This is a genomic window from Aurantivibrio plasticivorans (genome assembly GCF_055392955.1).
Map to the genome: position 1 here is coordinate 3,188,885 of NZ_AP036020.1, position 25,013 is coordinate 3,213,897.

Here is a 25,013-nt window from a genome sequence, read left to right on the forward strand (position 1 = left end):
AACACTATGGGTTTCAATTGCGGCATTGTCGGCTTACCTAACGTTGGCAAATCAACGCTGTTCAACGCGTTAACTAAAGCGGGGATCGATGCGGAAAATTTCCCTTTCTGTACCATCGAACCTAATACCGGTATCGTGCCAATCCCAGATCCTCGACAAGATAAAATTTCTGACATCGTTAAACCAGAAAAAATAATTCCCACCACCATGGAATTCGTCGATATCGCAGGGCTCGTCGCTGGCGCATCAAAAGGTGAGGGTCTTGGCAACCAATTCTTAGCCAACATCCGAGAAACAGATGCCATCGCCCACGTCGTTCGCTGCTTTGAAGATGAAAATGTGATCCACGTAGAAGGCTCAATCAACCCCGCCGCGGACATTGACGTCATCAATACAGAGCTGGCCCTTGCCGATCTCGATACGGTTGAAAAATCTTTGCAACGCTACACCAAAGCCGCAAAAGGGCAAGACAAGCAAGCCATCGTGATGAAAGCGCTAATGGAAAAAATTCTTCCACATCTCAATGAAGCGAAGCCTCTGCGCAGTTTCCCACTCAACGATGACGAACGTAAATTACTAAAACCACTCGCTTTTCTAACCTTGAAACCCACAATGTACATCGCAAATGTCGATGAGGATGGTTTTGAGAACAACGCTCATTTAGACAAAGTACGTGAAATCGCCGCACAAGAAAATGCCGTCGTCGTACCCATTTGTAACAAGCTCGAAGCAGAAATTGCCGAGCTTGAGGACGACGAAAAACAAGAATTTCTCGCCGAATTAGGCATGGAAGAAGCGGGCTTAGATCGCGTTATTCGCGCAGGTTATGAATTGCTTGGGCTACACACTTATTTCACGGCAGGTGTAAAAGAAGTTCGTGCCTGGACAATTCCCGTTGGTGCAACAGCGCCTCAAGCGGCAGGAAAAATTCATACCGACTTTGAAAAAGGTTTTATCCGAGCTGAAGTCATTGCTTATTCAGATTTCATCGAGCATAACGGCGAAGCAGGTGCTAAAGATGCAGGAAAATGGCGCTTGGAAGGCAAGGAGTATATCGTTCAAGATGGAGATGTTATTCATTTTCGCTTTAACGTGTAACTTTCGATAAAGTCCTATAACTACCTTTACACTTTCCCACACTCAGTAGACAATTCCGACATGCTGTCACTAAGACGCCAAGCTGGAATTGTCTATGCAAGAATCTCCTTACCTTGCCACCGTGTTTATTAGCCTCGGCAGCCTGTTAATTGCCGGGCTGGCCGCGCAGTGGATCGGAAAAAAAACAGCCATACCGCGCGTCACCTTATTGATCACCCTAGGTATTGCCGTTGGTCCCTCAGGCTTTGATCTAGTGAGTGACCTTGCTCAAGAAACATTCCCTTGGATAAGCCATATCGCATTAGCGATGGTCGGATTTCTTTTAGGCGGCAAACTGCATCTTCGCTGGCTACAGGCTCAAGGGGCAGCTGTAATTTCCGCTTCTATATGGGTGACGGTTGCAACTTGGCTTGCCGTCACGTTGGCCGTGGCACTAATTTTTAACAATTGGCCACTCGCGCTCTTATTAGGCGCAGCCGCGACCGCGACCGACCCTGCGGCAACACGCGACGTGATTGAAGAATCTAAGCAATCAACGCCGTTTACGGAAAAACTGCTCGGCATCGTTGCTCTAGACGATGTTTGGGGTCTATTAATTTTCAGCCTGTCTGCCGCACTTGCAGTGTTTTTATTAGACGCTCACCTTACCGTGGCTCTCACCTCGCTTTGGGAACTTGGCGGAGCGATTGTATTGGGTATTGCAATCGGGCTTCCCATTGGCTGGCTAACCGGGCGTTCATCCGAAGGCGAGCCCCTGCTCATTGAGGCATTAGGTGCAGTCGTTTTGTGTGCCGGCTTGGCACAATGGCTAGAAGTTTCGTATTTGCTAGCCTGTATCACGATGGGCATGACGATCACTAACACCGCCAAACACCATAGCCGACCATTTCATGCCATACACCAAATTGAATGGCCGTTTATGATGCTATTTTTTATTTTGGCTGGCGCATCACTCGATTTTAGTCACTTAGCCACAACGGGCTGGCTTGGTGTGACCTATGTTATCTCGCGCATATTGGGACGCTTGATGGGTGGGTGGATATGTTGCCGCTCCGCGTCTTCAAGACCCTCTTCCTTACAAGGAATTTTACTAGGCTCAGCTTTGTTGCCTCAGGCAGGGGTAGCGATCGGTATTGCACTCATTGCATCACAAGCTTTTCCGCAATTTGCAGAAGCGCTTCTAACCACGGCAATAGCAGGTACCGTTGTCTTTGAGCTATTGGGTCCACCGATAACGCGTTTGTGTATTGCTCATGCAAACACTTCACCCACGGATCAATCACAACAACGATAAAATAGAGAACGTTATGATTAGAACAACGCGCATCCATGCAGACGGTTCAATCGTTCAACAAGCGGATGTCACTTCACTAGGTCAAAAGCCCGCACCTGAAGAGTTTTTGTGGATAGACTGTGAAAGTATCCCGGAGAAAGACGAGAAGCAGTTATTGGCGGCGTTCGGCTGCCACCCTCTCGCGATAAAAGATGCGCAGAGAACGCGCCACCCTCCAAAAATCGAACACTTTGACGACATGCTATTTATTTTGTATCGCGGCTTAGTTGAGGTTAAAGAAGGTCTCGTCGTCGAGCCGTTGCAAATTGCATTATTTGTTGGCGATAACTTTATTATTACTCGCCATAGCAAACCAAGCATCTCAATTGATCAATGGTGGAATAACCAGCAACTTGTATCGTTACTAAAGACGCCATTCCTTCTCGCCAGCAAACTCATCCATACCTCCTTTGGAATTTATTTGGATACAATTTTGGCGTTTGAGCAGGAGCTCTCGGAGAAAGAAGAGCTAATGCAAGACCTTGGTGATGATAACGATTTACGCGAATTAATTAGCTATCGCGGTCGTTTACGAAAATTAAAGCGCACATTTAACTATCACGAGCGACTCACCAGTGCATTGGTTGCCATGACCCAAGACGATGAACGCTTTAGTGTTTTTGCACACGAAGCCCAGGATTTACATGAACGCTCCGACCGGATACTGAGCCTTCTGGGAATGTACTACGAAATTAGCGGCGATTTAATCGAAGGTTATCTTTCAATTTCATCGCACCGTTTAAATCGCACCATGCAAATTCTTACCGTAGTAACGACGATCTTCGTACCTCTCGGTTTTCTTGCCGGACTATATGGCATGAACTTTCAATACATCCCCGAGCTTCAGATTAAGTATGGCTATTTTATTCTGTTGGGCGTGATGGCTACGATTAGCGTCACGGCCTTAATAATCTTTAAAATTAAACGCTGGCTGTAAACGATGGATGATCACTGGCTAAATTACGTTTTCTTCTCTCTTGGTGAGTACCGCTTAACCTTTGGTGCTGTCATTTTTGCAACAGGGTTAATGGTCGCTTCTTATATTGCATCAGTTGTTGTGCAGCGGGCCGTTTCGCGCTTGGGTTCATTGAGAGCGTCCATCAGTAGCGCTCAAATTTACACAGTGAGTAGAATTCTTCACTACCTTTTTATAGTCATTGGTTTTCTTTTAGCGGCTAGTGCACTGGGTATCGACTTAACGAAGCTCGCTATCATTGGCGGCGCGCTTGGCATAGGTATTGGCCTAGGCCTTCAAAACATCGTTAATAATTTTTTCTCTGGCCTGATTATCATGCTAGAAAAATCTCTGAAAGTGGGCGATTTTATTGAATTACCGGATGGTTTGGTGGGCGAGGTCAAGCAAATTAACATCCGCTCTACACTCGTGAGAACAAACGACAACGTCGATATCCTTATTCCAAATGCAGAGTTCGCCAGCTCGCGCGTCACCAACTGGACTCTGGAAGATAACCTGCGCCGCTTTCGCATCCCTTTTTCCGTTGCCTATGGCAGCGATAAAGAGCTCGTTAAAAAAGCGGCTTTGGAAGCGGCGTCCACTGTGCAACTGACGCTAACCGATAATGGGCGAATGCCTGTTGTGTGGATGACAGGCTTCGGTGACAGTGCCCTAGACTTCATACTCGGTGTCTGGGTCTCTCCGGAAGCAGTCAAACGCCCTAGTTTTTTGGTATCCGAATACCTATGGGCTTTAGACGATGCCTTTAGGCGATACGGTATTGACATACCCTTCCCTCAACGCGACCTTCATCTCCGCTCAGGGTTTAGCAAAGAGGGAATTTCCCACCAAGCGCTCGAAAAAGGTAGTGATTAAGCGCCCAATCGCGCTTGACAAGAAAGGCCAAATCAGGAAAATAGCCGCCCTCATCACGGGCCGGGTCTCGACCTGTGATGATCAAGGAAATGGCAAGGTAGCTCAGCTGGTTAGAGCACAGCATTCATAATGCTGGGGTCGCGAGTTCAAGTCTCGCCCTTGCTACCATTTCTCCTGCTTTTTTATCCAATCTCTTGTTGGCTAAAACTCTCACTCACCGCCTTCTCGCTAAAATCATCCGACTAAACTCAACCACCGCCCCGGCAACTATTCTGTACCTGCCTATGTTGGCCCGCCTTCGCCGTCTTTGACCTCCACGACTCGTCGCTAGCTATCAACGTATTAGCTACCCCTTCCGACTCCTTTGATTTCGCGCCGGTGAAATAGGCTATACCTTTTATAGGGCATACGCGCTTTTACGCGTTTTGCGAAATCGCTTTCTTTCTTTGCTACACGACGATATGAAGTCTCCTAAAGGGCCAGAAGACAAGCCTCAGTCCCGCTTACTACGCCAGTCGAGCTGGGCAAGCTGGGCTATCCTCAGTGCCGCTGGATTGATACTCCTAGGCCTAGCCGCGTACCTAGATTTTCTCTACCAAGCGCGTATGGAGGACCAAAAACGGGCAGAGGTCTTCGCCGAACTCGGCATACTCCGTTCCAACATTGAGGGCAGAATCAACACTAATATCCAAACGGTCATGGGCATTGTTGCGCTGATTAGTACAGAGCCCGATATCTCTCAAGAGCGCTTTTCAGCCGTTGCGGCAAACCTATTTTCAGGCGAGACGGAGTTAATCAATATCGGGGCAGCTCCCGATTTAGTGATCCGCATGGTGTACCCGCTCGAAGGGAATGAGCAGGCAATAGGTTTAGATTACAGGGCAAACGATCGCCAGCGAGACGCTGCGCTAGCCGCCTTAGACAGCGGAAAGCTAACTATAGCCGGACCACTGAACCTGGTTCAGGGAGGTGTGGGCATCATTGGCCGCATACCTGTCTATACCGAAAGTCCAAGTGGAGAGAAAAGGCCATGGGGGCTGGTATCTGCGGTTATGGACGCAGAACATCTGTATACATCGAGCGGGCTTAGCAATACCAACTCAAACCTCCTTTTAGCCGCACGAGGCAAAGACGGCACAGGAGCCGAAGGCGAGCTATTCTTCGGAAGTGAGGACATCTATTCCGCACAACCTGAGACTACCACCATAACCCTACCAAACGGCTCTTGGGAGTTAGCGGCGGTACCGCGTGAAGGTTGGCATGCAGCCACTCAGGTGCTGTGGGGCATAAGGGCTCTGCTTGCATTCACTGTTGGACTAGTAATAATCCCACTTGCCGTTTTACTCCGTGTTGTCCAACACCGTCACGATAGTGACATTCGGCTCCGCGCATTATTCGACCTATCGCCTATTGGCATCGCCTTGAACGACACGTCCACAGGTCGTTTCGTTGAATTTAACCAAGCACTCCTCGAGGCTACCGGATACAGCCGTGAAGAGTTTGCCCAGCTTAACTACTGGGAGCTCACACCCTCAGAGTACGCTACCCAAGAAACGAAACAACTTGAGTCTTTAAACACGCATGGCCGGTATGGCCCGTATGAAAAAGAATACATCACAAAAACAGGCTCTAGAATTCCGGTTGTACTCAATGGCGTATTGATAAAAGACGGTTACGGGCACGAATTCATTTGGTCGATTATCCAGGATATATCTGAACGAAAAGCTAACGAGATCAAAATTATCGATCATCGTGAGCAGCTCGAAATGGTGCTTGAAAGCACTGAGGCTGGCATATGGGACTGGAACATACTAACGGGCACAATACACATCAACGAGCGCTGGGCTAAAATTTTTGGCTATTCCCTGGAAGAACTAACGCCCATGTCGATGGAGCGATGGCAAGCGCTTGTCAACATCGAAGATTTTTCGCGATCTTCACAATTACTCAAAAACTACTGGAACGGGCAGCGAGATCATTTTGCTGGCGAGTCTCGTGTTCGCCACAAAGATGGGCATTGGGTATGGGTTCTTGAATCTGGAAAAGTAGTCGCTAGAGACAATAGCGGAAAACCTACTCGCATGGTAGGAACCCACCTCGACATCAGCAACCAAAAGAACGCTCAACTGTTGATAGAGCGATCGAGGGAGGAGCTTCAAAAGTTTTTCGATTTATCATCAAACTTAGTATTTATCGCTCAACTAAATGACCGCTTTGAAAAAGTAAACACCGCCTTTTCCCACATACTAGGCTGGAACGAAAGCCATATTCTCACCCACACCTTTTTAAATTTCGTTCTGCAAGACGATGTTAAAAGCACCGAAAAGGCACTTGCCAAGCTAAACGCAGAGAACACTACAATAACCTTTAATAATCGTTACCAGACGCGCGATGGCGATTCAATTAGTATTATATGGAACATCGCTTTTGATCCAACGACCCACAGAATTTATGGCAGTGGCATTGACATCACTGACCTTGAAACAGCTCAACAGGCACTCGCCGACACACAAAAGGAAGTACAAAGTTTCTTTGATGTATCTGATACGTTCATGGCTATTTTCACTAAAGATGGGATAGTCCACAAAGCTAACCAAGCGCTCATCAGCGCATCCGAATACTCTGAAGACGATATTATAGGAAGCCATTTCACACGCTTCATCGATCCCAAAGACGTCAACTTGCTCCACAATGCCCAACAAGCACTGTTGCAAGAATCTGATACACAGCCGGTACAATGCCAATTCATCTCAAAATCCAATAAGCAGTTAACACTTTTGTGGCGTTTTGCCATACACCCCACTAAGTCACTGTACTATGCAACAGCCATTGATATAACCGCTCAAGAGAAAGCAAAAGAGAAAATTCAACACCAAGAATTTTTGCTACAAGAAATGAGCAATCAAGCAAGCATTGGTGCATGGGAATGGAATTTGGAAAGCAACCAACTCACCTGGTCGGCAACAACCAAAGCCCTACACGACCTTCCCGAAGACGCCGAAATTGAGGCTGACACATCAAGCAATTTCTTTAAGGAGGGACCCGAGCGAGAGAAAATGCGTCACCTGATAAAACTGTGCGTGTTAGAAGGCAAGGCATTCAATGAAGAAACACAAGTCATTACCGCAAAAGGCCGCACAATCTGGGCAAACATAACCGGGCGCGCCGCGCTAAAGCAAGGTAAGTGCGTTCGCATATATGGATCATTCCAAGACATTAGTTCGAGAAAGATCGCCGACCAACAGTTACAAAAGGCCAATCATGAACTGCAATCACAAATGATGCTATCTCAAGTAATAGCTAAATCGCTCACCAAATTTATCGCGCACGCAAACACATCAGACGCCTTCGATGAAATACTTCAAGACTTACTCATAATGACGGACAGTCAATTTGGCCTTATAGGAGAAGTTCGGCATACAGATTCTGGCCAACAATATGTGAAAACGCTTGCGGCCAACGATGAAGCCTGGAGCAAAGACCTCCGAGATCACTACAAAAACCTCTATCCATCGGGCGCAGAAATTTATGACCTCGACAACGTATTTGGAAAAGTCATTAACTCCGAGCTGTATATTATATCCAACAACGACAGCAATGCGCATATTCTCGCAGACGCCTCCTCTACTCATCCATTACTAGATTCATTTTTGGGCTTACCCATAGTACGTAATGACCAAGTTATCGCACTCGCTTGCTTGGCCAATAGAGAAAACGGTTATCACGAAGGTCTTGTCCACTGGTTGACGCCTTTGCTTGCCACCATCGGTCAAATTATTGAAAGCATTAATATTCAGAGAGAAAAGAACCGCACCGAAAAAGAACTTGTTTCAGCAATGAAAGCGGCCGAAGCAGCCGTCAAAGCAAAAAGTGAATTCCTCGCCACCATGAGCCATGAAATTCGTACACCAATGAATGGCATTCTTGGCATGCTCAACCTCTTACAAAAGTCAGAGCTTACAAGAATCCAACAGCGTAAGTTAGATATAGCTAAAAACAGTGCAGACTCACTTTTATCATTGATAAACGACATTCTAGACTTTTCTAAAGTCGACGCAGGAAAGCTAGACCTAGAGGTTCTCGAATTTGATTTGCGTTCAGTATTCGACGATTTATGTGAAACCATGGCTCTACGTGCGGAAGAAAAACACCTAGAGCTAATATTGGATTTAGCCGATATTAGTTTCATGCGAGTAGAGGGGGACCCCAGTAGAATTAGACAAGTACTGACCAATTTATTGGGGAATGCCATTAAATTTAGCCAACGAGGGGAAGTGGTTGTTAGCGCAGAAGTCAAACGAGACGGTGATACCGTTTGGCTTAACGCGAGTATTTCTGACACAGGTATCGGAATTCCAGCCGATAAGCTCGCCAATCTTTTCACGCCGTTCACTCAAGTTGATGCAAGTACAACGCGAGAGTTTGGCGGGACAGGGCTGGGGTTAGCTATTTGCAAAAAACTATGTGATGCAATGGGCGGTGGTATTTCAGTGAACAGCACGCTCGGACATGGCAGTCAATTTAGCTTTCGCATTCCTCTTCGGTTTATTAGTCAAGAGCTACCGAGCGCCTTATCGCCTAATGACGTTATTGTATTATTAGACATTAAAAATCCGTTCTCTCTAAACACATTACAAAAACAATTGAGTGCCTGGGGTCTAGAATGCCAAAGCTTGCGCGACTTTACTGGCGACGACATTATGACGAGTAACCGCCTGCTAAATTCACGGCGCTACTTAGTACTCATAGAGATGTCTTCAGAGCCCAATTCAGAACATTTAACCACCCTAAAACAAGCGGCTACATCCGCAGACGCAAGCCTAACAATAATGCCGATATTGCCAATGAATTATCGAGGAGACCCATCCGTACTCACAGACCAAGGCTTCAATAGCTGTATATACAAACCACTTTCAGCAAACGATTTATTGTTCGCCATCAATACAGCAACCGCATCCAGCGATGTCGAATTTTTCTCGCAACCAGAGGCCGCCGGTAGAAAAAAAGTAGAACAATGGCCTAAGTCGACCCGGGTGCTTTTAGTCGACGATAATGCGATTAATGTTGAAGTTGCCAAATTGATGCTTTCCGAACTTGAAATACATGCCGATGTCGCCACAAACGGGAATGAAGCGATCCAGTCGCTACTTAATTCTGGCGCAGACCCATTTACATTGATTTTAATGGACTGCCAAATGCCAGTCATGGATGGCTATGCCGCAACAAAACTCATTCGCGAAGGTCAGGCTGGAATTGCTTATCGCAAAATACCAATAATCGCCATGACCGCCAATGCAATGACGGGCGACCGAGAACGCTGTGTCACCGCAGGAATGTCAGACTATCTAAGCAAGCCCGTCAATGAGGATCAGCTTCTGGCAAAACTGCAACGATGGATTGGCAAAGCGCCCTCCCCAGCCAACGATGTCGAGACCAACAAAACAAGTAAGACGAAAACGCCACAAGACTCATTAGAGCACAACCTGGACCGCACTCAAGAGAACCGCGGCGACAATGCGCCCAACCCCTCACCACCATCAGATGCCGATACTGTAGCTAATCATGACATCTGGTTGCAGGATGAAGCTCTCACTATGCTGAAGGGGCGCCACGATCGCTTGGAAATACTTCTAAAGATGTTTTGTGACTCGTCCACTGAGCGTCTAGAGGCAATAGAAACTCACTTTGCCGACAATGATCTCGCGGGAATTCGCTTCGTTGCCCATTCAATTAAAGGCAGTGCAGGACAACTCAAGGCGCAAAGGCTCCATGTCATTGCGGCGGCAATGGAACTCGCGGCTAAAACCAGCAATTCAACACAGGCGCAAGCGCTCAAAGTCGATTTTATTGAAACCTTTCACTCAACAGTCAAAGCTTTTCGTTCCTACCTCAATTACTAATGTGGCTAAAATAAAGCGATGGCGCATTAAACAACTTCAAAACCACTTTCAATTGATATTAATCAGCTACATTACTGGCCCCCGACTATAGAATTCTCCGCCGTCTAGACTACGTTTATAGCTAAATTTAGGGATACTCACCCTGGAGATAGAATAACATGGCCGAAAAAATCGTAACTCTCTACGATGAGGGTACCCACACATGCCTCCTCTTTACCGGACTAGTCGAGGGAGAAGGCATTCCTAGCAATCAACTGGTTATCATCGATCACGGGGAAGCGGCTCTTTTCGACCCAGGCGGAGAACTAACGTACACCCCTTTATCAATCGAGCTATCAAAATATATTGCGATCAAACAATTGAAATACGTTTTCGCCTCACATCAAGATCCAGATATCATCACGTCTCTGCCCCGATGGCTCGTCCATACCAACTGTAAAGTGGTTACATCCAAACTTTGGGCACGCTTTCTACCACACCTAGTCTCTGATTTTATTTCAGGGAAAATGGATAAATCCTTAAACAATAGGCTCATCGAATTACCGGACAAAGGCGGCAAACTTACATTGGGCGAAGCGCCCATCGTTGCCGTTCCCGCACACTTTCTGCATTCTGTTGGCAATTTTCATTTCTATGACCCTATCAGCAAGATTTTATTTTCTGGTGATGTAGGCGCAGCCATTACGCCCGGGCAAGATCACGTCCCTGTTGATGATTTCGAGTCTCATTGCCCCCTAATGGAAGGATTCCACAAGCGTTACATGGCTTCCAATGCGGCATGCAGACATTGGGTGAAAACAGTACGCAAACTGGATATTGAAATGATGATTCCGCAGCACGGCAAACCATTTTTTGGCAAGCCTATGGTGAATCAATTTTTCGACTGGTTTGAGGAACTCGAATGCGGAATCGACTTGCTCGCAGATTAAGTGGCGATCAGAAAGTGATTCGATGACTGTGAGATTTAAGCCATTGTTTCGCTTCGTTTGTTTGCGGGCACAATTTTTCCACCAGCCGCCAAAAACTAGCGCGATGATGGCGGTGTTTGAGGTGACTCACCTCATGAGCAACTAAATAATCAATCACCCATTCCGGTGCAGCTAAGACATACCAATTAAACTGTAATACTCCGTCCGCGGTACAATGTCCCCACTTAGTTTTCGTCGCCCGGACTTTAACACCTGATACAGTTTTTCCAATCGACGCGGCTAGCCGATGCGCCTTAGCTGTCAACAAGGTTAATGCTTGGGCTTTGTACCACTCGTGAATGGCTTTACGAACTTTGTCCGGTTCTATCTCTCCCCTATTCATCCGAACGCCGACACACAACCCTTCTTCGTTAAGCATTACCGTCTTTCGAGGTGCGTCAAACAAAATCAGTGGGTATTCTTCACCGAGAAAGCTATATAACTCTCCGGCTTTGTAATATTTTTGCGGCGTTTCATCCAATACAGCCTGTTGCTTACTCAGCGTATTGAGCACCCAATCTCGCTTTGACTTTACGAAAGCAATTCCTTCATCTCTCGAAACAAATTGCGGTGTCATTAAAAACACCTCGCCGTTGCGTACCACAATTTCGAGTGTGCGACGCCGAACAGAGCGCTTGATAGTGAGCGAAAAACCGAGCTCACCCCGTTCAGGTGAAAGGCTATCAAACAAATCGAGGGCAATGGGTACACTTGTTTTAGGTGGGCGTCTAATCACGTCGAATCAAATCCTGGGTAATCTCTAGCAGCGTTAATTTCTGCTGAACATAAGCCCCCGTGTCGATAAAAAACATATTGCCCTGTTGCCGCCAGTCATGGACGATTGTATGACCGTGAAAAGTGGCATCGATACCTCTCACTATAAATTTTTGTTGCTCTCGGATAATACGCCGCCCCCACAATGCGCGCCAGATTTGATCGGCATTAAGCTTCTCACCAGATCGCATAGTGTCCCAGTCATGAGTCGGTGTTTCTGCGTGGCAAACACCAACAGTATGACCCGACGATGTATCGATGGTGCAGGCAATAGGCAACTTCGCAATCTTAGGTAGGTAACTAGCAACTTCAGACTTGTCTGCTTTGGACAATTCAAGATACCAATCGCCACCATTTTTTATCCACCCCTCCCAAGAAGGAGATTTAGCGCCCGCGTTAATAGCGGCGAGCATCATATTCTCGTGATTACCCTGGACAGAATAAAACCAAGGTTCATCCAAAAGGCGCAAACAAGCCAAACTACTGGGCCCACGATCAACCAAATCACCAACGCAAAACAAACGATCGGTCTGAAACGAAAAACTTACTCGACTTAATGCGTCACCCAGCAAATCGATGCACCCATGTAGATCCCCCAGGACAAAATCTCTACCTTGAGTATTAACCGGATGTTCCTTGAAGTGGACGTATCGAATCATGGTGCGACCTAAACCGTTTTAAGCCCCCACAATGTCCACAAACCAATGCCGACAAAACCAATACCAGCGATAAACGTTAATGCTCGCTCACCAACATACTGAGATATGTAGCTCCCCGCTAATACGCCAATGGCAGACGCTACAATGAGGGCCAGACTGGACCCGACAAATACCGCCCATTTGCTGACATCCTTATCCGCCGCAAATAACATGGTCGCCAGCTGCGTTTTATCGCCCAACTCCGCAATAAAAACCGCTATAAATACGGTGGCTATAATCTTTATATCCATTGTCACCCAAAAACTAGTTGATCATTCGCAAGTTAAAGACTCTGCCCTATAGGCAAGAAGAGGGGAAGGAGTATAATGCTCAGCTGCACTTTTTGTAACAAGCACCTATTTCTATCCACTAGTCGAAACTCACGTTGAGGTGATTCCGTTGTACCTAAACAAAGCCGATTTGGCGCAATGCCAAGCCTGGGAAGCTGAACTTTCCGACGCTTATGATTCACTAAAAAGCCAGCAATTAAATTTGGATATTACTCGTGGTAAGCCTTCGAGCGAGCAATTAAACCTCTCTGACAGCTTGGATGGCATTTTAAAGGGCAACTATAAAGCTGCCGACAATACAGATACGCGCAACTATGGCGGCCTTGATGGAATTACCGAGTCGAAGAAACTAGGTAGCTATCTACTCGGCAGCCCCATAGAAAACATCTTAGTCGGCGGCAACAGTAGTCTTCAGCTGATGTTTCAAGTCGTTCTGACGGCACACCACTTTGGCCTCACCGGCGCCGAAAGCGCCTGGTCATCGTCTGGCACTGTGAAGTTCATCTGTCCAGTCCCCGGCTATGATCGTCACTACACCGTAACCGAGACACTTGGCATCGAGATGGTCACCGTCGAAATGAATGACCATGGCCCAGATATGGACGCAGTAGAAGCGCTCATCAAATCTGACGACACAATTCGTGGCATGTGGAATGTTCCACGCTTTTCCAACCCTACGGGTATTGTTTACAGCGACGAAGTTGTAAATCGTATTGCTGCACTCGGCAAGATTGCCCACCCAGATTTTCGTATCATGTGGGATAACGCCTACGCAGCCCACCAACTGTCAGACGACGCTCCTCAAGTAGCCAACATTTATGATGCTTGTAAGGCGCAAGGTACAGAGGATAGCGTTATTCAATTTGCCTCAACATCGAAGATTACACACGCGGGCGCAGGGGTATCGTTTATTTCAGCTTCCCCAGCTAACCTTGCGGGAATCAAAAAGGTGCTCAGCGCTTGCACCATCGGCCCTGATAAGGTCAATCAACTTCGTCACAGCCGATTGATTCCCGATGAAGCATCACTAAAAGCATTAATGGCAAAACATGCCGAGTTACTAAAGCCACGGTTTGAGATGGTGCTTAACAAATTGTCTGCGGCGTTTGAGAAATCTGACCTAGGCCGCTGGGAAACACCTCAAGGCGGTTACTTCGTATCTTTTGATGCGCGCGCACATTGCGCCAAAGAAGTTGTTCGCCTTGCCGGAGAAGCGGGAGTTAAACTCACCCCTGCCGGTGCGACCTACCCTTACGGCAAGGACCCATTAGACTGCAACATTCGTATTGCCCCGTCGGTGCCTTCAGTCGCCGAAATCGAAAAAGCGATGGATGTATTTGTTGTGTGCGTAAAATTAGCTTCCGTTAAACAACGTATTGCTGAACTAAGCTAAACAACTAGCTAAGGCAAGCCCACAAAAAAAGCCCAACTTATGTTGGGCTTTTTTTGTGGGATACGACAATACAATTTAACGCAAGTTGTCTTTATCTCCCTGAGTGAATGGCTTCAACTGGTCAAAATGACCATCTCGTACTTTGTTCGCCCAGTCCGGGTTGGATAACAAGGCTCGACCAATTGCAATCATATCAAACTCATTTGCTTCCATTCGCTCAATCAAGTTGTCGATACTCGCAACCTCTGACTCTTCACCACGGAACGCACCAATAAACTCGCTATTCAGGCCAACACTACCAACACTAATAGTCGGCTTACCCGTAATTTCTTTTGTCCAGCCAGCCAAATTTAAATTAGAGCTATCAAACTCCGGCTCCCAAAAGCGTCGCTGACTACAATGGAATATATCAACACCAGCATTATTCAAAGGCTCTAAGAATTGTGCTAGCTCATCCGGAGTATGCGCTAGTTTTTGCGTATAATCCTGTAACTTCCACTGTGACCAGCGAAAAATAATTGGGAAATCTTCACCACACAATTCACGAATTTTTTTGACGATCTCCACCCCAAATTCAGTTCGTTTAACAAGGCTGCCGCCATATTTATCGTCACGAACATTAGTGCCTTCCCAGAAAAATTGATCAACAAGATATCCGTGAGCACCGTGCACTTCTACGCCGTCGAAACCCAATATTTTGGCATCGAGCGCTGCTTGCGCATACGCATCGACAAGCTTCTCTATCTCTGCAACGGTCAGCGGCTCAAACATCTTTTTACCAGGGGCTACTAAACCAGAAGGTGACGCCGTTGGTGCATCAGGGTGCGGTCCAGTCCCAGGGCGACGAGTAGCACCAACATGCCATATTTGCGGAACCATTTTGCCGCCGGCCGCGTGCACGGTATCAATAACGTTTTTCCAACCGGCCAACGCATCCTCACCAAAGAACGATGGATTAGTCAACGAGTCTGTCGCAGCGGGGTAATTAATTAATGTGCCTTCCGAAATAATTAGACCAACACCACCCTCTGCACGCTTACGATAATATTCCGCAACGTCCTGACCGGGAATGCCCTCGGGAGAAAAACCACGGGTCATCGGTGCCATTGCAATTCTATTTTTAACAGACAGCTTTGGGCTTTCAAACGGTCTAAATAAAACATCGTTACTCATATTTACTCCACTTGTATTCGGGTCTAGCGTAATCATATACCGACATTGAAGTCAGCATTTCTTAATTCGTTGTTTGTAAAAACACGATCACAGCGCTTGCAACAATGCTCGGCTGTTCGGCGTGCAACCAATGACTCGCGTTGTCTACCGTTATAATCTCAGCATCAGAAAATTTACGATGGATTTCAGAAAACATTTCGTCAGTGATGTAATCTGACTGAGCACCTCGTAAAAATAATGCTGGGCCGTTATAAACCTGATTATCACCCACGGATAAACGCAGCTGATCATACTGAGCTGTAATGGCTGCTACATTTATACGCCATTTAAACCCACCTGTCTCACTTCGGGTCAGGTTTTTTAAAATAAATTGTCTAACGGGTAGTGAAGTTATATACGCTTGCAACTTTTCATCAGCCTCTTTGCGAGACGTCAAACTGGATGCATCAATGGACTGTAATCCCTGCAAAATTTCATTATGGTGTGGGGCGTATGTAACTGGCGCAATATCGGCCACCACCAACTTTTCGACACGCTCCGGATTATTCAGCGCAATCACCATGGCAACTTTGCCGCCCAACGAATGACCGAAAAAGTGGGCCTTTGAAATACCCAGCTCATCCAGAGTTTCCAAGACATCACGCGCCATCAAATCAAAGGTCATTTTGTCGCTATGTCCAGACTTACCGTGGTTACGTAAGTCTAAGCGATAGAGCGTAAAATGCTCGGCAAGTTGTCGCGCGATGGCGCCAAGGTTTTCGAACGAACCAAACAAGCCATGAAGCATGACTAAGGGCTCGCCGGAACCACTGATTTCGTGATGTAGCAACATGAAAATTTAAAAACCCCGAGGGTGTTTCGCAAATCGTAGGAAAGATCGCATTCTGCAGCAACCAAACCTGGGTCGCCGCACAGCAGACTCAGTCTAATCAGATGTTGGTTTTGGCGCTGAGCCTTTAGGAAAAGGGAACTGCGCTACCTTATCGCCAGGTTGAATATCTGTCACTTTCACAACGCCTTCTTTTTCGACCTCATCAATGCGGACAATCGAATGCATGGGAACGTAAGAGCGACTGACGTTGGCAAATTCGTTTTTCAGCTTCTCTTCACCCGGGTCGACAATCATTTTCGACCTCTCGCCAAAAACGTACTCTTCAATCTCGATAAAGCCATACATCTCGCTTTGATAGATGGATCGCGCATAGACCTCAAATACCTGGCCTTGATTATAGAAAATGACTTTATAAATAGGGTTTGACATACAACTCTCTCTAAAAACGAAACTTCACCATAAGAGCCCTTGCTCATATGGAAAACCCTATCGGGTGAACGCGATAGGATAGCATATGTGGGGCCTAGACCTTTAAATACAAGGGCTCGAGGCATGCTTAATTTTATGCAATTTGCACATAAAACAACCATAGGAATTGCGCTCGTCTATCGCTATAATTCGCCCCCCGCCGAGGGCTGCCCTTTCATCAAAGCCCCTTATTTATTCGCGGGAATAGTCCATAGAATCAATTTCAAGGCTTACACATGACCACGGATACTGCCGTTAAAAAGCTGTATATTAAAACTCACGGCTGCCAAATGAACGAATATGACTCGGCCCGCATGCGTGATTTGCTCGGAGAGTCACACCAGATGATCCCCACCGACACACCCGAAGATGCCGATGTGCTGTTGGTCAACACCTGTTCGATCCGTGAAAAAGCCCAAGAAAAGCTGTTTCATCAGCTAGGCCGCTGGAAACAACTGAAAGAGAAGAACCCCAACCTCATTATTGGCGTGGGGGGCTGTGTAGCCAGCCAAGAAGGCGATGCCATCGCACAGCGGGCGCCTTACGTCGACCTTATTTTTGGTCCTCAAACACTGCACCGCTTGCCAGACCTATTGGAAACACCCAAAGACAATGGCGCCGTGGTCGTCGATATCAGCTTCCCGGAAATCGAGAAATTCGACAACCTACCCCAACCTGAAGCCGAAGGCGCAACAGCCTTTGTTTCTATCATGGAGGGTTGCTCCAAATACTGCACTTTTTGCGTGGTACCTTATACCCGTGGCGAAGAAGTAAGCCGCCCCCCCGAGGATGTATTAGCGGAAGTGGCACACCTTGCCGAGCAGGGTGTACGAGAAGTCAACCTGCTTGGGCAAAATGTCAACGCCTATAGAGCGGAAGACAGCGAAGGAACCCTCGTCGACCTTGCACAGCTAATCACCTATGTCGCCGCTATTGAGGGCATTGACCGCATTCGCTTCACCACCTCCCACCCTGTCGAATTTTCAGACAGCTTGATAGATGCCTATGCGAATGTTCCTGAGCTCGTCAGCCACCTACACTTACCGGTACAAAGCGGCTCTGACCGCATTCTAGCGGCAATGAAACGTGGTCATACGGCATTAGAATACAAGTCTAAAATGCGACGCATAAAGGCCGCACGCCCCGACATCTGTTTTTCTTCAGACTTCATTATCGGCTTTCCGGGTGAAACTGACGCAGACTTCGAAGCAACCATGAAGCTAATTGACGATATCGGCTTCGATATCTCGTTCAGCTTTATCTACAGCGCGCGCCCGGGAACACCGGCGGCAGACCTTCCAGACGATACTCCGGCAGCGGTTAAAAAAGAACGATTAAGCATCCTCCAACAACGGATCAACTCCAATGCTCAACAAATCTCTCGACAAATGGTGGGCAACCAAGAACGTGTGCTCGTAACCGGCTACGCAAAGAAAGACCCAGGCCAACTATCGGGTCGCACCGAGAATAATCGGGTCGTAAACTTTCGCGCAAATGACTCTGAGCTCATTGGGAAATTCGCCACAGTGTTAATTGAAGAAGCCCTGCCGAATAGCTTGCGCGGCACACTCATTAGCTCGGAGTTGGACGAATAGTCACCGTCATCGTGCCTTAAGATCGCCATACAATTGTGCTTTCATACCGTCAAGACATATAAACCACCTATTTAACAACCAATTTGACGTTAATCGGGTGGTTTAAGGGCTTTCCAGAATACATTCTTTAGAGTACGCTTAGGTTAACCTTTTTAAATACAGGACATCACAAAACAGTTTGGACAGTCACTTAGCCGATAACTCCACAGCCCAGTCTGATACCTTCCGGGTCTCATTAGAACCCAACAACGCCCGACGCCTCGCTAATCTCTGCGGCCAATATAACCAGCACCTCCGTCAGATCGAAGATCGACTCAATGTTGATATTCGCAATCGCGGGAATTTGTTTGTGCTGCGTGGAGAAAACTACGAGGGCGCTCGTGTAGGGGCAGAAGTACTGGAACACCTGTACGCTGAAACAGAAAGTGACGATGAACTTACACCGGACAAAATTCATTTAGCCCTACAACAAGCGGGGATCGAAACCTTGATGGAATCTAAATCCGAGAAAGTTGCCAACGCTACATCTGCTAAATCAAACACTCAAAACGCCACCTCAAAAGGTAACGTTGAAGAACTAACCCTAATTCGCACAAAGAAATGTACGGTTAAAGCCCGCGGTAAACACCAACAGCAATATGTCCGCGCAATTCAAACTAACGATATCAACTTCGGCGTGGGTCCCGCCGGAACCGGAAAAACCTACTTAGCGGTCGCCTGTGCGGTGGAATCATTATTGGGCAACCACGTCGAGCGAATTGTATTGGTTCGGCCAGCGGTAGAAGCCGGTGAGAAATTGGGATTTTTACCAGGTGATTTGTCTCAAAAAGTAGACCCCTATTTGCGACCACTTTATGACGCGCTATTTGAAATGCTCGGCTTCGAAACGGTCGAAAAATTAATAGAACGCAACGTCATTGAGATAGCTCCGCTTGCCTACATGCGCGGTCGAACCTTGAATAATTGCTTCGTCATTCTCGACGAAAGCCAAAATACCACGCCGGAACAAATGAAGATGTTCCTAACACGTATCGGTTTTGGTAGCACAGCGGTTATTAATGGTGATCCCACTCAAGTCGACTTACCCCGAAATCATAAGTCTGGCCTATCGCATGTTTCCAACATCTTAAATAACGTGAAAGGCATTTCATTTACGTACTTTGATGCTAAAGATGTTGTTCGCCATCCGCTGGTTCAACGTATCGTCGAAGCTTACGATGCTTATGAATCAGACAACAAAGATAACCCAAAAGACGATTAACGGCCGGGCGCTTCTCTCTTATATTCCCATGGACATAACCGTAGATATTCAAATTGCCAGCGATGGCGATGACGCCCCCGACCCTGCGTTAATTAACGCCTGGGTGGAATCGGTGCTGCAAGAAAGCGACGTAATAGCCCAGGCGGAAATAGATCACCGCCCCATCGAGTTAAGCTTGCGTGTAGTCAACAACGACGAGAGTCAGACTCTCAATCGCGAGTATCGCGGTAAAGACCGCCCCACCAATGTTCTATCATTCCCATCAGACGCTACTGTGGACTTACCCTTTCGACACTTTGGGGATTTAGTTATTTGTGCGCCGGTGGTCAGAAACGAGGCTCAAGAGCAGGAAAAAACCATTCAGAATCACTGGGCTCATATGGTGGTTCACGGCACGCTGCACCTCGCCGGCTTCGACCATATTGAGGCTGATGATGCAGTAGTGATGGAAACCATCGAAAAACACATCCTCGCGAAACACGGTATAGATGACCCTTATCGCGACTCACCGCAACAACAAGCGGTTTAAATCTCAACACAATTAATATTATTAGCTGAAAACTCAGCGGAGCAAAAAGCACAAAATGAACAGCGAAGAACCTCACAGTAGCCAAGATAACAACGAACAGCGGCAAGAAAAGAATTGGTTTAGTAAATTAATGGAAGGCTTCTCATCGGAGCCAAAATCCCGCGACGACTTGATGGAAATCATCAAAGAAGCCGCCAACAATGACGTACTCGATCAAGAAGCTGTCAGCATTATCGAAGGTGCGCTGGACGTGGCCGACCAGCAGGTGAGAGAAATCATGATTCCTCGCTCGCAAATGGTCTACGTAAAAATCGATCAACAACCCGAAGATTTTTTGAGCACAGTCATTGAAAGCGGTCACTCCCGTTTTCCCGTCATTGGAGAGTCAGTCGACGACATTAAAGGCATACTACTAGCGAAAGATCTTTTATCGTTAATCCTTAATGGAACAGACGATTTTAACCTCGCTAACATTTTACGCTCCGCAAATGTCATTCCCGAGAGTAAACGCCTCAATATTTTGCTTCGCGAATTTCGTGAAAACCGCTACCACATGGCAATCGTCATTGATGAGTACGGCGGTGTTTCCGGGCTTGTGACCATCGAAGATATTCTAGAAGAAATTGTTGGCGAAATTGAAGACGAAACCGATGAGGACGAAGATGATTCCTTCATCCGCTCCATGGGCGACAATGAATACGTCGTTAAAGCGCTAACCCCCATTGAGGATTTTAACGAATACTTTGCCTGCGGTTTTAGTGATGAAGAATTCGACACTATTGGCGGTATCGTAACCCAAGCCTTCGGACACTTACCGTTGAGAAATGAAACAACACAAGTTAATGGCTTCGAGTTCAGAGTACTTTATTCCGATAACAGACAAATTCATTTAATGCGGGTCAACAAGGTCGAGTAGGTATATTCGACTCTTAATCTTAATAAAAATAAATTATTATAACGACCTTACCTCGCCAAGCGTTATCACACATGCGACTACAACTTCCGAAGCCCAGTTCGTTATGGCTGGGTATAAACTTGTTAGCCGGAGCGCTCGTTCCCCTCTGCTTTGCGCCCTTTAATTTTTGGCCTGCGGGAATACTGTCAACCGCAATCTTAGCCGCATCACTGTATAACTCGCAGGGTAAACTTGCCTTCTGGCGTTCACTTGCCTTCGGTTTGGGTATGTTTGGTGTTGGCACTAGCTGGGTGTTTGTCAGTATCCACGAATTTGGCAATGCACCCTTGCCGTTTGCCGGATTACTCACCGCACTATTTACCCTGTTGCTTGCATCAGTCTTTGCGATCCCGTTTGGCCTACGCGGGCGCTGGCTGAATTCATCTAACTGGATGTTTGCACTGAGTTTTCCCGCGACGTGGCTACTAAGCGAATGGCTACGTACCTGGTTGTTTACCGGTTTCCCTTGGCTTTTTTTGGGCTATGGTCACATTCATACCTGGCTTTCTGGATGGGCTCCAGTGTTTGGTGTGCTTGGCGTCGGCTATATTGTTGCGCTGACCGGCACGGCGATGAGTTTCGCAGCCCGCAACCCACGACAGCCGAGGCAATGGGCTGCTATAGCGCTGCTTACTGCGGCGTTTTGGGCACTAGGCTTGATACTTAAACAAGTCAGCTGGACTCAAGATTACCAAACACCCAAGACTGTAGGTATCGCGCAGGGCAACATTCCTCAAGAGAAAAAATGGGATACTGATTTTGTAGCGCCGACACTGCAACGCTACGGCGAACTAAGCGAATCACTGTGGGAAAACGATTGGGTTATTTGGCCGGAAGCAGCGATCCCGCTTATTTTAAATTATCGGCCGCACAGCGAAGCGCTGGAGCCCGCTCTAAAAAACATAAAATCTCGCGCGCTAGCAACTAACACCACCTTTATTACCGGCATTTTGTATCTTTCACCCATTGATAGAAAGTTCTACAACTCCATAGTCGCGACAGGGCTCGGAAACGGCATTTATCACAAACAGCGCCTAGCGCCTTTTGGTGATTATGTGCCGCTGAGTGATTGGCTCGGACCGCTACTTGAATTATTCAATCTACCACACTCCATTTTAGTACTTGGCCCACCTAACCAGCGTGGTCTACAAGCGGGTGGCGCATTGCTGTCACCCGCCATTTGTTACGAAGTTGCCTACCCTGACTTGGTTGCTCAGGGCGCACAAAACAGCCACGTACTGATTACAGTTAGCAATGATGCGTGGTTTGGTAGCTCGTTAGGCCCAATTCAGCATATGCAAATTGCGCAAATGCGCGCAATCGAAAATCAGCGTTATATGATTCGCTCCACCAACAATGGGATCAGCGGGATTATTGATCACAAGGGAAATATTCTCGCTCGCTCAGAACAATTTGTTGCGCAAGCCGTAGAATCCGAAGTGGTATTAAAAAGCGGGACAACACCGTTTATGGCGTGGGGCAGCACACCCTGTGTGCTATTTAGCTTCTTGTTAATAGCTATACACGGCATTTTCTTAAGGGTTAATCGAGGTCAAAAGCCTAGCATTAAACAATAGAGCAAAAAAAACCGGGCCTTTATGGGGCCCGGTGGGGTTTCTAGCTTTGGGGACTAGAAAGGAAACTGGTGGGAGTAGAACGCTAAAACTTAAGCACTACGCCAAATGAGGTGCGAACTTTAGCCTACTTTGCGTCGCCCGGCAACGTGATCCGCAAGAGAAATAGCCTGACTTTCCTTTAGCATCTTATTAATACCATTTACATCGTCTAGGTTGGTCAGCATCTGGAAACCATAACTTGGACCGTCTGTATTCTCCCAGCTGATGTTAAAACGACCGAACATGCTTCCCATTTGTTCGTTGTATATGTGTCGATAAAATTGTGTGTGTGTATTGTCGAGGCAAAGTTTCTGACACACCTTCTCGATAAAAAACACGGCGTCTTGCGCTAGACGAGAACCACCCAATTGATGTGTGTCGGTCAAGAAAACGAAATACTTACTGTCACTTTTACGCAACTCCAATTGCATTGAGAACTCATTTCCATCCCGGTCCTGCATTTTTACTTTCTGCATTTCTGGCATAAGGTTCTTTTTAGTGATCATTTTTACTATCTCGCTCTGGCTATGGCTATGGCGCTTGGTTGTATGGTCGTCTGTCAGTTGAGCGCTCGTTTCGCTATAAGAACAATCAGACCTATGTGGACTGCGTCCTTATAAGAACAGGAACTGGGTCTCAGTTTAAGAATCTCGGCGTATATTCCAAGCCACCAAAGTGACTCAATCATCCATGTGCGTTTCAGGCGTTTCGGGACACCACCGATAAACGGTTATCAAAAGCGGGTAAACGGCTTTCTTACTACTCAATGTTTACACTGATCCATTAGTGTAAGATAACTGGAATAAAAATGGAGCATTTATAGAATAAAAACAAAGGAACTAGATAAAAATAATCTAATGAAACAGCCTGTTATTTACTCAATTCAGGCAAGTTTTGCAAAATCTGCTAGCGATATCCGACTTTATCAAAAGGGCGCTCTTAAGAAACTCACGCTCAACCGAAAAAGTTAAGGCGGCTAAGTTAAGGCGACAAAGTTCGCCACAACATGAACACCACCGCCAGACTGCACACAGCCAGCGAAACAGAGCGTAGATGCTGTGCCGGTAGTAATGGGCCGACACGCACCCCCAACCAACCACCCAGCAACACCGGAATGATCAGTGGCAAACTGATAAGCCAGTGGGTTGCCGGCATTTGCCCAGACACCCCCAGTACAAACAAGCTGAGCAAGGCGCTTATCGAAAAGAATGCGGCCAACTGGCTGCGAATGTGGTTTGCCTCTTGCCCCTGCATGAGGATAGCCAGTGGTGGCCCACCGATAGAGGTAGCGGTACCCATTACGCCGGAAAGAAATCCCGCTATAGCGAGATTGGCCGGCGTCGGCGTTAGTGGTAACCGTAAAAAGCTGGCAGCAATTGCTGATCCAATTGCAACGGCGATTAATATAGCCAGGGCTTCCAGCGGCACCCACCACAAGAGGAACGCCCCACACATAGTGCCCGGGATGCGGGCAACGAGTGCAGGAACGAGAGATTGAATAGATAGACTTGCGCGAAAATAAAAAACATTAAACGCACTGTTCACGATGGTTGCGATCATTACCGCGCCAGGAACAAAACGGACGTCAATCAAGAAAAGAAGTGGGGCTGAGACAATGGCGAAGCCAAAACCGATGCTGGTTTGCACCAATGCGCCAACGAATACCGTTATACAGGCGAGCAACAATCCAAGCGGCGTGATATCTAAAAACATGTATGTCAATCGTAAACAAGAACGGGGAAAGTATCACCGTTTTACGAAGGCAACACTCAGTGAGATGCGGGATTGTGCGCGGAAAGTTGATGCTGAGCAACCTCATCGAGTTGCTCACATAGCGAATGATACAGTGCGGATACATCCACCGTCTCACCCGCTTCAATGCGTCTTGAGATAATGGTTTGGGGGTATATTAATAACTCAGTTTCGCCAAACCGTAGGCAAGGGTCTCGACCATCTTCGTCGTCAATGATCCACCAGTCGTAATCCGTATTTTGCGTGGCTATTACCTGACCGAAAGTCATCCCTAACGCTTGGAGAGCTAGCGTTTTTTGATCACCCTCAATCCCTTCATCCAATAAGGCTTGGATACGATTAAGGTCATCAAGACTCGCGTCCATCGTTTGGCCAAGAGCTTCTGAGGCTATTTCTTGAGAACAGGCCAACAGCAGCGCAATTTTTTCCATGTCCGCGCCACTAGGCGCTTCTATTTGAGCAGTCATGCCTTGAGTGTAGTTGGCATTTCAAAAAGTGCCAGAATAGGCCGTGAAAAAGTTTGCGTAAATCGGGCAAAGGCAGGCGT

At 47.1% G+C, this 25,013-nt stretch carries 21 protein-coding genes and 1 tRNA gene; 13 read left to right on the forward strand and 9 right to left on the reverse strand.

Annotated features, from left to right (window positions below; translation table 11 throughout):
• Positions 1–6: 6 nt before the first annotated feature.
• From ychF to ACZ5NB_RS14275, 7 genes are all read left to right on the forward strand, one after another.
• The gene (gene ychF, locus ACZ5NB_RS14245) at positions 7–1,098 is read left to right on the forward strand and encodes a redox-regulated ATPase YchF (RefSeq protein WP_460234609.1); all 1,092 of its coding nucleotides are present in this window, start codon (positions 7–9) and stop codon (positions 1,096–1,098) included.
• A 94-nt stretch (positions 1,099–1,192) separates the two neighbouring features.
• Positions 1,193–2,392, forward strand: a complete 1,200-nt coding sequence (locus tag ACZ5NB_RS14250; RefSeq protein ID WP_460234610.1) for a cation:proton antiporter — start codon at positions 1,193–1,195, stop codon at positions 2,390–2,392.
• Between the two features lie 13 nt (positions 2,393–2,405).
• A complete protein-coding gene (locus tag ACZ5NB_RS14255; RefSeq protein ID WP_460234611.1) occupies positions 2,406–3,368 on the forward strand; it encodes a magnesium transporter CorA family protein in 963 nt (320 codons plus the stop codon).
• A 3-nt stretch (positions 3,369–3,371) separates the two neighbouring features.
• Positions 3,372–4,262, forward strand: coding sequence for a mechanosensitive ion channel family protein (locus ACZ5NB_RS14260; protein ID WP_460234612.1), 891 nt, complete (start codon positions 3,372–3,374; stop codon positions 4,260–4,262).
• Between the two features lie 91 nt (positions 4,263–4,353).
• Positions 4,354–4,430 (forward strand) — tRNA-Met (locus tag ACZ5NB_RS14265).
• A 293-nt stretch (positions 4,431–4,723) separates the two neighbouring features.
• Positions 4,724–10,162 carry a PAS domain S-box protein gene (locus ACZ5NB_RS14270; RefSeq protein WP_460234613.1) on the forward strand — a complete coding sequence of 1,813 codons (5,439 nt, stop codon included), beginning with the start codon at positions 4,724–4,726 and terminating at the stop codon, positions 10,160–10,162.
• A gap of 158 nt (positions 10,163–10,320) precedes the next feature.
• The gene (locus ACZ5NB_RS14275; protein ID WP_460234614.1) at positions 10,321–11,091 is read left to right on the forward strand and encodes an oxygen-binding di-iron domain-containing protein; all 771 of its coding nucleotides are present in this window, start codon (positions 10,321–10,323) and stop codon (positions 11,089–11,091) included.
• 7 nt (positions 11,092–11,098) lie between these two features.
• On the opposite strand, the gene ACZ5NB_RS14280 is transcribed toward ACZ5NB_RS14275, so the two are convergent.
• Genes ACZ5NB_RS14280 through ACZ5NB_RS14290 form a run of 3 tightly spaced genes read right to left on the reverse strand, consistent with a single transcriptional unit; the run spans position 11,099 to position 12,853 of the window.
• A complete protein-coding gene (locus ACZ5NB_RS14280) occupies positions 11,099–11,866 on the reverse strand; it encodes a M48 family metallopeptidase (protein ID WP_460234615.1) in 768 nt (255 codons plus the stop codon).
• Entirely contained in the window at positions 11,859–12,563 is a 705-nt protein-coding gene (locus tag ACZ5NB_RS14285; protein WP_460234616.1) for a metallophosphoesterase, read from the reverse strand. Before ACZ5NB_RS14285 ends, ACZ5NB_RS14280 begins: the two co-directional genes overlap by 8 nt.
• Before the next feature lie 8 nt (positions 12,564–12,571).
• Entirely contained in the window at positions 12,572–12,853 is a 282-nt protein-coding gene (locus ACZ5NB_RS14290; RefSeq protein ID WP_460234617.1) for a TMEM165/GDT1 family protein, read from the reverse strand.
• A 148-nt stretch (positions 12,854–13,001) separates the two neighbouring features.
• On the opposite strand from ACZ5NB_RS14290, the gene ACZ5NB_RS14295 reads away from it, so the two are divergent.
• Positions 13,002–14,285 carry an aspartate aminotransferase type Ic gene (locus ACZ5NB_RS14295; protein ID WP_460234618.1) on the forward strand — a complete coding sequence of 428 codons (1,284 nt, stop codon included), beginning with the start codon at positions 13,002–13,004 and terminating at the stop codon, positions 14,283–14,285.
• Between the two features lie 75 nt (positions 14,286–14,360).
• Here ACZ5NB_RS14295 and ACZ5NB_RS14300 read toward each other — a convergent pair whose 3' ends face one another.
• The 3 genes from ACZ5NB_RS14300 to ACZ5NB_RS14310 all read right to left on the reverse strand — a co-directional run bounded on the left by ACZ5NB_RS14300 (position 14,361) and on the right by ACZ5NB_RS14310 (position 16,719).
• On the reverse strand, positions 14,361–15,458 hold the full coding sequence (locus ACZ5NB_RS14300) for an NADH:flavin oxidoreductase (protein WP_460234619.1): 1,098 nt from the start codon (positions 15,456–15,458) through the stop codon (positions 14,361–14,363).
• A 61-nt stretch (positions 15,459–15,519) separates the two neighbouring features.
• Entirely contained in the window at positions 15,520–16,290 is a 771-nt protein-coding gene (locus ACZ5NB_RS14305) for an alpha/beta fold hydrolase (RefSeq protein ID WP_460234620.1), read from the reverse strand.
• A 93-nt stretch (positions 16,291–16,383) separates the two neighbouring features.
• Positions 16,384–16,719 (reverse strand): DUF1820 family protein, encoded by a 336-nt coding sequence (locus ACZ5NB_RS14310; protein WP_460234621.1) that lies wholly within the window; start codon positions 16,717–16,719, stop codon positions 16,384–16,386.
• Positions 16,720–16,994: 275 nt separating this feature from the next.
• Between ACZ5NB_RS14310 and miaB the strand changes: the two genes are divergently transcribed.
• The 5 genes from miaB (at position 16,995) to lnt (ending at position 22,675) form a co-directional block, all read left to right on the forward strand.
• Complete coding sequence (miaB, locus tag ACZ5NB_RS14315) at positions 16,995–18,353, forward strand: tRNA (N6-isopentenyl adenosine(37)-C2)-methylthiotransferase MiaB (protein ID WP_460234622.1); 1,359 nt, start codon at positions 16,995–16,997, stop codon at positions 18,351–18,353.
• A gap of 178 nt (positions 18,354–18,531) precedes the next feature.
• Complete coding sequence (locus ACZ5NB_RS14320) at positions 18,532–19,614, forward strand: PhoH family protein (protein WP_460234623.1); 1,083 nt, start codon at positions 18,532–18,534, stop codon at positions 19,612–19,614.
• Positions 19,577–20,143: an rRNA maturation RNase YbeY gene (ybeY, locus tag ACZ5NB_RS14325; protein WP_464107566.1), complete on the forward strand. Its 567-nt coding sequence runs from the start codon at positions 19,577–19,579 to the stop codon at positions 20,141–20,143. The genes ACZ5NB_RS14320 and ybeY overlap by 38 nt, the downstream gene beginning before the upstream one ends.
• Before the next feature lie 55 nt (positions 20,144–20,198).
• Positions 20,199–21,059, forward strand: a complete 861-nt coding sequence (locus tag ACZ5NB_RS14330; RefSeq protein ID WP_460234625.1) for an HlyC/CorC family transporter — start codon at positions 20,199–20,201, stop codon at positions 21,057–21,059.
• Positions 21,060–21,130: 71 nt separating this feature from the next.
• Entirely contained in the window at positions 21,131–22,675 is a 1,545-nt protein-coding gene (gene lnt / locus ACZ5NB_RS14335) for an apolipoprotein N-acyltransferase (RefSeq protein WP_460234626.1), read from the forward strand.
• Between the two features lie 119 nt (positions 22,676–22,794).
• Here lnt and ACZ5NB_RS14340 read toward each other — a convergent pair whose 3' ends face one another.
• The 3 genes from ACZ5NB_RS14340 to ACZ5NB_RS14350 all read right to left on the reverse strand — a co-directional run bounded on the left by ACZ5NB_RS14340 (position 22,795) and on the right by ACZ5NB_RS14350 (position 24,933).
• Entirely contained in the window at positions 22,795–23,220 is a 426-nt protein-coding gene (locus ACZ5NB_RS14340) for a hypothetical protein (RefSeq protein WP_460234627.1), read from the reverse strand.
• A gap of 475 nt (positions 23,221–23,695) precedes the next feature.
• Complete coding sequence (locus tag ACZ5NB_RS14345) at positions 23,696–24,427, reverse strand: sulfite exporter TauE/SafE family protein (RefSeq protein WP_460234628.1); 732 nt, start codon at positions 24,425–24,427, stop codon at positions 23,696–23,698.
• Between the two features lie 56 nt (positions 24,428–24,483).
• A complete protein-coding gene (locus ACZ5NB_RS14350; protein ID WP_460234629.1) occupies positions 24,484–24,933 on the reverse strand; it encodes a DUF3806 domain-containing protein in 450 nt (149 codons plus the stop codon).
• Positions 24,934–25,013: the final 80 nt, after the last annotated feature.

Coding starts and splice junctions, on each gene's coding strand:
- ACZ5NB_RS14250 (WP_460234610.1), top strand. CDS start 1,193: ATGCAAGAATCTCCTTACCTTGCCACCGTGTTTATTAGCCTCGGCAGC.
- ACZ5NB_RS14305 (WP_460234620.1), bottom strand. CDS start 16,290: ATGTTGCTACATCACGAAATCAGTGGTTCCGGCGAGCCCTTAGTCATG.
- ACZ5NB_RS14300 (WP_460234619.1), bottom strand. CDS start 15,458: ATGAGTAACGATGTTTTATTTAGACCGTTTGAAAGCCCAAAGCTGTCT.
- ACZ5NB_RS14340 (WP_460234627.1), bottom strand. CDS start 23,220: ATGATCACTAAAAAGAACCTTATGCCAGAAATGCAGAAAGTAAAAATG.
- ACZ5NB_RS14290 (WP_460234617.1), bottom strand. CDS start 12,853: ATGGATATAAAGATTATAGCCACCGTATTTATAGCGGTTTTTATTGCG.
- ACZ5NB_RS14255 (WP_460234611.1), top strand. CDS start 2,406: ATGATTAGAACAACGCGCATCCATGCAGACGGTTCAATCGTTCAACAA.
- lnt (WP_460234626.1), top strand. CDS start 21,131: ATGCGACTACAACTTCCGAAGCCCAGTTCGTTATGGCTGGGTATAAAC.
- ybeY (WP_464107566.1), top strand. CDS start 19,577: ATGAATCAGACAACAAAGATAACCCAAAAGACGATTAACGGCCGGGCG.
- ychF (WP_460234609.1), top strand. CDS start 7: ATGGGTTTCAATTGCGGCATTGTCGGCTTACCTAACGTTGGCAAATCA.
- ACZ5NB_RS14330 (WP_460234625.1), top strand. CDS start 20,199: ATGAACAGCGAAGAACCTCACAGTAGCCAAGATAACAACGAACAGCGG.
- ACZ5NB_RS14260 (WP_460234612.1), top strand. CDS start 3,372: ATGGATGATCACTGGCTAAATTACGTTTTCTTCTCTCTTGGTGAGTAC.
- ACZ5NB_RS14275 (WP_460234614.1), top strand. CDS start 10,321: ATGGCCGAAAAAATCGTAACTCTCTACGATGAGGGTACCCACACATGC.
- ACZ5NB_RS14310 (WP_460234621.1), bottom strand. CDS start 16,719: ATGTCAAACCCTATTTATAAAGTCATTTTCTATAATCAAGGCCAGGTA.
- ACZ5NB_RS14270 (WP_460234613.1), top strand. CDS start 4,724: ATGAAGTCTCCTAAAGGGCCAGAAGACAAGCCTCAGTCCCGCTTACTA.
- ACZ5NB_RS14345 (WP_460234628.1), bottom strand. CDS start 24,427: ATGTTTTTAGATATCACGCCGCTTGGATTGTTGCTCGCCTGTATAACG.
- ACZ5NB_RS14285 (WP_460234616.1), bottom strand. CDS start 12,563: ATGATTCGATACGTCCACTTCAAGGAACATCCGGTTAATACTCAAGGT.
- miaB (WP_460234622.1), top strand. CDS start 16,995: ATGACCACGGATACTGCCGTTAAAAAGCTGTATATTAAAACTCACGGC.
- ACZ5NB_RS14350 (WP_460234629.1), bottom strand. CDS start 24,933: ATGACTGCTCAAATAGAAGCGCCTAGTGGCGCGGACATGGAAAAAATT.